This window comes from Streptomyces sp. NPDC049813, from assembly GCF_044465085.1.
In the GTDB taxonomy this organism is placed as follows: domain Bacteria; phylum Actinomycetota; class Actinomycetes; order Streptomycetales; family Streptomycetaceae; genus Streptomyces.
Genome location: NZ_JBITLI010000004.1, coordinates 308192 through 316461 on the forward strand (window position 1 = coordinate 308192; position 8270 = coordinate 316461).

An 8270-nucleotide genomic window follows, 5' to 3' on the forward strand; every position below is an offset into this window, starting at 1 on the left:
GAGGACGGCTCAGCCGAGGACGGCGAGCGCGTCGATCTCGATGAGCAGGCCCGCCGGGAGACCGACGTAGACCGTGGTGCGGGCGGCGGGCGGGGCGGTAAGGCCCTGCTCCTCGAAGTACGCGTTGTAGATCGCGTTCATCTCGGCGAAGTGGTCGACGTCCGTGAGGTAGACGCGCATCATCATGACGTCGTCCCAGGTGGCGCCGCCCTCTTCGAGGATCGCCTTGACGTTGGCGAACGTCTGGAGGGTCTGCTCCTTGAGGGTCGGGCCCGCGGGGGTGGGGGCCTTGCCCTCCTCGGCGGGGAGGAAGCCGACCTGCCCGGCGACCTGGAGGAGGTTGCCCTTCTTGACGCCGTGCGAGAACTTCGCGGGCGGGGTGGTGTGCGTCGCGGGGGTGAGCGCGGTCTTCTCGGTCATGATGAACTTGCTTCCTTCTGGGGGGTGTTACCGGTTGTGCCGGTGGTACCGGTGGTGCTCGGGGTCCCGGGTCCGGTGCCCGAGTAGTCCCGGCTGATGGCTTCCGCCGTGCGGCGCACCAGCGGGAGCAGGGTGAGGAGTTCCTCGGCGGTGACGACGACGTTCGGCGCGGAGACCGACATGGCGGCGACGACGCGGCCGTCCGCGCCGCGGACCGGGGCCCCGACGCAGTTGATGGATTCCTCGTGGCCACCGAGGTCGGTGGCCCAGCCCTGTTCGCCCACCTTCTCCAGCTCGCGCAGGAACGCGGCGGCGTTGGGGGTCGAACGGGACGTGTACATGGGGTAGTCGAGCCGCTCCGCGACGGCGCGGCGCTCGGTCTCGGAGAGATCGGCGAGGAGCAGCTTGGCGACGGCGGCGACCGTGATGGCGACCGGTTTGCCGATGCGCGAGTACATCCGCACGGGGTAGCGGCTCTCCACCTTGTCGATGTAGAGGACCTCGCTCTCCTCGTAGACCGCGAGGTGCACGGTGTGTCCGCACTTCTCGTTCAGGCCGACGAGGTGCGGGTGGGCGATCTCGCGGACGTCGAGGTTCTCGACGGCTTCCTGGGCGAGCGCGAAGAGGCGGGCGCCGAGACGGTAGCGCTGGTCGCTCTGGCGGTGCACGAGCCCGTGCTCGTGCAGGGTGCGCAGCAGGCGCAGCGCGGTGGACTTGTGCACGCCGAGCCGGTCGGCGACCTGCCCCAGGTCGGCGGGTCCCTCGGCGAGCAGCGGCAGGATGCTGAGCGCGCGGTCGACGGTCTGGCTCATGGCGTACGTACCTCCTCGGCGGCCTCGTGCGGGGCGGAGGTCCACCCGGGGCCGAGGTGCAGTCTCCCCCACGCGGCGGCGTCCAGGGAGGCCAGCCGGTCGGCGTGGGCGCGGCCGGGCGGCGCGGCGAGGTCGCCGGGGACGGTGAGGGCGGCGGCGGCCCACAGGTGGCCGTGGCGGAGCCGGGCGGCGGCGGGCAGGCCGCGCAGGGTGGCGGAGAGGAACCCGGCGGCGAAGGCGTCGCCCGCGCCGACGGCGGCGACGACGTCGACGCGCGGGGCGGGTTCGAAGTGCCGGCCGCCGTCGCGGTCGTAGGCGACGGCGCCGTCGGCGCCCCGCTTCACGACGAGCAGGGCGGGCTCCGGCAGGGCGGCGCGGACGGCGTCGGGGCCGCCGGTGACGCCGAAGGCGTCCTCGGCCTCGTCCTCGCCGACGAAGACGAGGTCGGCGCGGCGGGCGAGGTCGAGCAGGACGCGGGCGGCGCCGGGCTCGGCCCACAGGCCGGGGCGGTGGTTGACGTCGAAGGACACCAGGGGGCCGCCGGCCGCGCGGGGCGTCTCCAGCAGCGCCCGCAGCAGGCCGAGGCAGTCCTCGGAGAGTGCGGCGGTGATGCCGGACAGGTGCAGGATGCGGCCGGCGCGCAGCGCGTCCAGGTCCATGGTCGCGGGCGACATGGCGGAGGCGGCGGACCCGGCGCGGTAGTAGGCGACCTCGTGGGCGTCGGTGGCCCGGTCGCCCGCGGTGCGGAAGTAGATGCCGGTGGGGCGGGCGGGGTCGCGGCGCACCCCGGAGACGTCGACGCCGTAGGCGCCGATGGCCGCCACGAGGTGGTCGCCGAAGCCGTCGGCGCCGACCCGGCTGACCCAGCGCGCGCGGTGTCCGCCGGCGGCGAGGACGCAGGCCAGGTTGGACTCGGCGCCGCCGATGCCGCGCTCGAAGGAGGGCACGTCGGCGAGGCGCCCCGGCACGGAGGGCACGAACGTGACCATGGACTCGCCGAGCGCGACGACGTCGGGCGCGCTGACGTCGGATGCGCTGTGCGGGGCTGCGGGTCCGGTGACGGTCACGGGGGTCGGTCTCCTCACGGCGTGGGGGCCAACAGCTCCGTTGACCCGGCGTTGGCTCGGATGTTAGACAGCAGTAAGCGACATACGCAATGGCCGTTGCATATTTTGCAACCGCCCGCCCGGAGGAGGCACCGTGACCGCCGACAACGCCGTCGAGCGCCGCAAGGACCGTCTTGCGCGTCTCAAGGAGCTCGCGCAGGAGCGCGTGGACTTCCGTTTCAAGGGCCTGCCGCCCCAGGCCGACGGGGTGGCCGTCGCCGAGCTGGCCGAGCGCCGGCTGAACCTCTTCACGGACGGTTTCACCACCCCGGTCCTCGCCCTCTCCGCGGAGCGCCTGGAGCACAACCTCGCATTGATGGAGACATACGCCACCCGGCACGGCCTCGCCTTCGCGCCGCACGGCAAGACGTCGATGGCCCCGCAGCTCTTCCAGCGCCAGGTCGAGCACGGCGCGTGGGGCATCACCCTCGCCGTGCCGCACCAGGTGCGGGTGGCCCGCGCGTTCGGCGTCGAGCGGATCTTCCTGGCGAACGAGCTGGTCGACGCGGCCGCGCTGCGCTGGCTCGCCGCCGAGCTGGACGCCGACGAGGAGTTCCGGTTCATCTGCTACGCCGACTCCGTGCGCGGGGTCGAGCTGATGGACGCCGCCCTGCGCGAGGCCGGCGCCGCCCGCCCCGTCGACGTGGTAGTGGAGCTGGGCGCGGGCGACGGCGCCCGCACCGGGGCCCGCACGGAGGCGCAGTGCGCGCTGGTCGCCGACGCGGTGGCCGCCGCCCCGACGCTGCGGCTCGTCGGGGTCGCCGGGTACGAGGGCGAGGTCCCCGAGGCCGACGGCGAGCGGGTCCGCGCCTGGCTGCGGCGGCTCGTCGCGCTCGCGGTGGAGTTCGACGGGGCCGGGCGGTTCGCGGGGCTCGACGAGATCGTGGTGAGCGCGGGCGGCTCCGCCTGGTTCGACGCGGTGGCGGACGTCTTCGCGGAGATCCCCGGGCTCTCCTCCCCCGTACTGAAGTTGCTGCGCTCCGGCGCGTACGTGTCGCACGACGACGGCCACTACCGCCATCTCACCCCCTTCAACCGGGTGCCGGAGGAGGGGGCGCTGCACCCCGCGTTCCGGCTGTGGGCGCAGGTCGTGTCGCGTCCCACGCAGGACCAGGCGTTCACGAACGCGGGCAAGCGGGACGCGGCCTACGACCTGGACCTGCCCGAGGTCCAGGTCGTGCGGGACGCCCGGACGGGCGCGGTGCGCGACGCGGCCGGGGTCACCGTGACGGGCCTCTCCGACCAGCACGGCTGGGTGCGGACCGAGACCGGGGCCGGCCTGGAGGTCGGCGACTGGCTCGGCATGGGGTTGTCACACCCCTGCACGTCCTTCGACAAGTGGCAGCTGATTCCCGTGGTGGAGGCGGACGGGACGGTCGTGGACTACGTCCGCACGTTCTTCTAGGCAGGCGCGCCGTGGCTCCGCCGGTCCGCTGTCCACCGCGGGCCGGTGGGGGCTGGTCGCGCAGTTCCCCGCGCCCCTGAGATGCGCACTGCGTGCGCCATCTCCCCGGGGGAGCTGCGGCGAAGCCGCATGCTCCGGGGGCGCGGGGAACTGCGCGAGAAGCCCCACCGGCCGGCAGCCGAAGGACGACCCCATCAGGGGCGCGGGGAACTGCGCGACCAGCCACGACGAGACCGGCACCCGGCGACGAATCAGCACCTGGCACAGGAGAGGCAGGCCCCCCATGGACCTGGTCATCAAGAACACCCGCGTCATCGACGGCACCGGAGACGCCTCGTACCGCGCAGACGTGGCGATCGACAACGGCCGCATCACCCAGATCACCCGCGAGGGCCAGGGCCCGCGCCCCACCGGGCCCCGCACCCTGGACGGGACGGGCCTCGCGGTAGCGCCCGGCTTCATCGACATGCACGCGCACAGCGACCTGGCCCTGCTGCGCGACCCGGACCACAGCGCGAAGGCCGCCCAGGGCGTCACCCTGGAGGTCCTCGGCCAGGACGGCCTGTCCTACGCCCCCGTCGACGACCGCACCCTCGCCGAGGTCCGCCGCGCCATCACCGGCTGGAACGGCGGGGCGCCCGGGGACACCTCCGTCGACTTGGACTGGCGCACCGTCGGCGAGTACCTGGACCGCCTGGACCGGGGCATCGCGGTCAACGCCGCCTACCTCATCCCCCAGGGCACGGTACGGATGTACGCCGTCGGCTGGGAGGACCGCGACGCCACCCCCGCCGAGCTGGAGCGGATGAAGCAGCTCGTCGCCGAGGGCATGGAGCAGGGCGCCGTCGGCATGTCCTCCGGGCTCACGTACACGCCCGGCATGTACGCCAAGGACGCCGAACTCACCGAGCTGTGCCGGGTGGTGGCCGCCTACGACGGCTACTACTGCCCCCACCACCGCAGCTACGGCGCCGGCGCCCTGGACGCGTACCGGGAGATGGTCGACCTGACGCGGACCGCGGGCTGCGCCCTGCACCTCGCGCACGCCACCATGAACTTCGGCGTGAACAAGGGCAAGGGCGTCGACCTGCTCGCGCTCCTCGACGAGGCGATCGCGGGCGGCGCGGACATCAGCCTCGACACCTACCCCTACACCCCGGGCGCCACCACCCTCGTGGCGATGCTGCCCAGCTGGGCCAACGAGGGCGGGCCCGACGCCACCCTCGCGCGGCTGCGCGACGACGCGACCGCCGAGCGCATCCGCCGGCACGTGGAGGAGATCGGCTCGGACGGCTGCCACGGCGTGCCGATGGAGTGGGACACGATCGAGATCTCCGGTGTCGCCGACCCGGCGCTGGCCGCGTACGTGGGCCGGACGGTCGCGGCGGCCGCCGGCGAGCGCGGCGAGAGCCCGTGGGTCACCGCCCGGCGCCTGCTGATCGAGGACAAGATGGGGACCACGATCCTCCAGCACGTCGGGCACGAGGAGAACGTGCGGGCGATCATGCAGCACCCCGTGCACACCGGCGGCAGCGACGGCATCCTCCAGGGCGACAAGCCGCACCCGCGCGCGTACGGCACGTTCCCGCACTACCTCGGGCACTACGCCCGCGACCTGGGCGTCATGTCCCTCGAAGAGACCGTCGCGCACCTCACGTCCCGCCCGGCCGCGCGGCTGCGGCTCCCGGACCGCGGCCTGGTCCGCGAGGGGTACCGCGCCGACCTGGTGCTGTTCGACCCGGAGACGGTGGCGGCGGGCTCCTCGTTCGAGGCGCCGCGGACGCTGCCCGTGGGCATCCCGCACGTCCTGATCGACGGCCGCTCCGTGATCGAGGACGGGCGCCGCACGGACGTCCTGGCGGGCCGGTCGGTGCGCCGGGTCGCTTAAAAGCCTGTCTTCGAACCCCCGTCGGCGCTCAGCGCACGCCGTGCGGCCGGAACTGGATGCTGATCCGGGGGCCGGTCGCCCGCGCCGACTTGGGGATCGCGTGCTCCCAGGTGCGCTGGCAGGAGCCGCCCATCACGATGAGGTCGCCGTGCCCGAGCGGCCTGCGCACGGCCGGGGCGCCGCCGCCCAGCGGCCGCAGCAGCAGATCGCGCGGTGCCCCGACCGACAGGATGGCGACCATCGTGTCCTCGCGGTCGCCGCGCCCGATGCGGTCCCCGTGCCAGGCGACGCTGTCCCGTCCGTCGCGGTAGTAGCAGAGCCCCGCCGTGGTGAAGGGCTCGCCCAGCTCCTCGGCGTAGTGCGCGGACAGGGCGGCGCGGGCCGTGTCGAGCACCGGGTGCGGCAGCCGCGCCGCGGCGCCGTAGAACCGCAGCAGCCGCGGCACGTCGACCACCCGCTCGTACATCTGCCGCCGCTCCGCCTGCCACAGCACGCTCCCGGCGAGGTGTTCGAACAGGGTGTCGGCGCCGCTGAGCCAGCCCGGCAGGACGTCGATCCAGGCCCCGGCCCCGAGCACGGTGCGCCGCACCCCGGCGAGGGGGCCGAGCGCGGTCTCCTCGGCCTGGTCGAAGAGCGATCCCTGAAGCATGTCCTCCAGCGTACCGAACGAATAGAACAAACGCTCGAACATCGCCGCGCGCCGGTACCGAGTGGCTCATCTCACCCGCGCGCGCCGCGCCGCCCGGGAGCACGGCCGTAAAGTCGGACCATGCAGCTCATCCAGTCGACCAAGCTCGCCAACGTCTGCTACGAGATCCGGGGTCCGGTGCTCGAGGAGGCGATGCGGCTGGAAGCGGCGGGCCACCGGATCCTGAAGCTGAACACGGGCAACCCGGCGGCGTTCGGCTTCGAGTGCCCCCCGGAGATCCTGGAGGACATCCTCCGCAACCTCGGCGACGCGCACGGCTACGGCGACGCCAAGGGGCTGCTCGCCGCCCGCCGCGCGGTGATGATGCACTACCAGACACTGGGCGTGGAGACCGACGTCGAGCACGTCTACATCGGCAACGGCGTCTCCGAGCTGATCGTGATGGCGATGCAGGGGCTGCTCGACGACGGCGACGAGGTCCTCGTCCCCGCGCCCGACTACCCGCTGTGGACCGCCGCCGTCTCCCTCTCCGGCGGCACCGCCGTGCACTACCGCTGCGACGAGCAGGCGGACTGGATGCCGGACCTCGCCGACGTCGAGCGCAAGGTGACCGACCGCACCAAGGCGATCGTCATCATCAACCCGAACAACCCGACGGGCGCCGTCTACAGCGACGAGATGCTGCGCGGCCTCACCGACATCGCCCGCCGCCACAACCTGCTCGTCTGCTCCGACGAGATCTACGACAAGATCCTCTACGACGGCGCGACGCACACCCCGACCGCCGCCATCGCCCCGGACCTGCTCACCCTCACCTTCAACGGCATGTCGAAGGCGTACCGGGTGGCCGGCTACCGCGTCGGCTGGATGGCGATCTCCGGGCCGCGCGCCCACGCGGCGTCCTACATCGAGGGCCTGACGGTCCTGGCGAACATGCGCCTGTGCGCGAACATGCCGGGCCAGCACGGCGTGGTCGCCGCCCTCAGCGGCCGCCAGACGGTCACCGACCTGGTGCTGCCCGGCGGGCGCCTGAAGGAGCAGAGCGACGTCGCCTACGACCTGCTCACCCGGATCCCGGGCGTCACCTGCGTCAAGCCCAAGGGCGCGCTCTACCTCTTCCCACGTCTCGACCCGAAGGTCTTCAAGATCAAGGACGACCGGCGGATGGTGCTCGACCTGCTGCGCGCCGAGAAGATCATGGTGGTGCAGGGCACGGGGTTCAACTGGCCCGAGCCGGACCACTTCCGCGTGGTCACACTGCCCTCGACGCGGCAGCTGACCGAGGCGATGACGCGGATCGGCACGTTCCTGGACGGCTACTGCCAGGCCTGAGTCACACCTGGGTCAGGCCTGAGTCAGACCCGGGTCAGACCTGGGCCAGACCTGGGGTCAACTTTGGACAGGTTCTAAGTTAGACACGTTCTAAGGTACGATGGAGACCAAGTCACCGCCTGCACGGTTGCCTGGAGGCCTCCCATGTACGAGCCGATCCGCACCAAGTCGGTCCACACGATGGTGGCCGACAGCGACTTCCCGCACCGCACCCGCGAGGAGGAGCTGGACATCCAGCTCGCGGGGCACCTGTCCGCCCTGCTCGCCCTGACCGACGAGCTCCGGCTCGCCGCCGGGGACCCGGACCTCGACGCCGCCGCGAGTGCGCTGGCCGCGCAGGTCCAGCGGCTCCGGGGCGGGCAGCCGCCGGTCCGTTCGTCCGTCGCCGCCGCCGTGCACGAGCCGCATGTCGCCGCTCTGCATCAGCGGGCGCATGCCCTTGCCGGGCGGGCGCTGGTCGTCGCGGCGTCCCGGGCCGACACGAGCGCCGCGATCCTGGCCGCGCAGCGCATGGAGTACCACGCGAGCGCAGGCCGCTTGGTAGCCGCCTGAGGGGCGCGGGGAACTGCGCGAGCAACCCACGAAAAGCCGCGGGGGGGGGGGGGGGGGGGGGGGGGCGGCCCCCCCCCGGCCTTACGAGTGGGGGGGCGCCGCCGGT

General features: G+C 73.2%; 8 protein-coding genes. 4 read left to right on the forward strand and 4 right to left on the reverse strand.

Annotated elements, in window-relative coordinates:
* Positions 1–9 precede the first annotated feature (9 nt).
* From ACIBW6_RS11795 to ACIBW6_RS11805, 3 genes are read right to left on the reverse strand one after another with little or no spacing between them, the layout of a single operon-like run.
* Positions 10–420 (reverse strand): RidA family protein, encoded by a 411-nt coding sequence (locus ACIBW6_RS11795; RefSeq protein WP_399059083.1) that lies wholly within the window; start codon positions 418–420, stop codon positions 10–12.
* A complete protein-coding gene (locus tag ACIBW6_RS11800; protein WP_399059084.1) occupies positions 417–1232 on the reverse strand; it encodes an IclR family transcriptional regulator in 816 nt (271 codons plus the stop codon). Before ACIBW6_RS11800 ends, ACIBW6_RS11795 begins: the two co-directional genes overlap by 4 nt.
* The gene (locus tag ACIBW6_RS11805; RefSeq protein WP_399059085.1) at positions 1229–2299 is read right to left on the reverse strand and encodes a sugar kinase; all 1071 of its coding nucleotides are present in this window, start codon (positions 2297–2299) and stop codon (positions 1229–1231) included. Before ACIBW6_RS11805 ends, ACIBW6_RS11800 begins: the two co-directional genes overlap by 4 nt.
* A 133-nt stretch (positions 2300–2432) precedes the next feature.
* On the opposite strand from ACIBW6_RS11805, the gene ACIBW6_RS11810 reads away from it, so the two are divergent.
* A complete protein-coding gene (locus ACIBW6_RS11810; protein ID WP_399059086.1) occupies positions 2433–3743 on the forward strand; it encodes an amino acid deaminase in 1311 nt (436 codons plus the stop codon).
* 283 nt (positions 3744–4026) lie between these two features.
* Positions 4027–5631, forward strand: coding sequence for an amidohydrolase family protein (locus ACIBW6_RS11815; RefSeq protein ID WP_399059087.1), 1605 nt, complete (start codon positions 4027–4029; stop codon positions 5629–5631).
* A 28-nt stretch (positions 5632–5659) separates the two neighbouring features.
* Here the strand turns inward: ACIBW6_RS11815 and ACIBW6_RS11820 are convergent, their stop codons facing one another.
* Complete coding sequence (locus tag ACIBW6_RS11820; RefSeq protein WP_399059285.1) at positions 5660–6289, reverse strand: alpha-ketoglutarate-dependent dioxygenase AlkB; 630 nt, start codon at positions 6287–6289, stop codon at positions 5660–5662.
* Positions 6290–6400: 111 nt separating this feature from the next.
* Between ACIBW6_RS11820 and ACIBW6_RS11825 the strand changes: the two genes are divergently transcribed.
* Positions 6401–7612 (forward strand): pyridoxal phosphate-dependent aminotransferase, encoded by a 1212-nt coding sequence (locus ACIBW6_RS11825; protein ID WP_399059088.1) that lies wholly within the window; start codon positions 6401–6403, stop codon positions 7610–7612.
* A 144-nt stretch (positions 7613–7756) separates the two neighbouring features.
* On the forward strand, positions 7757–8164 hold the full coding sequence (locus tag ACIBW6_RS11830; protein ID WP_399059089.1) for a hypothetical protein: 408 nt from the start codon (positions 7757–7759) through the stop codon (positions 8162–8164).
* Positions 8165–8270 lie beyond the last annotated feature (106 nt).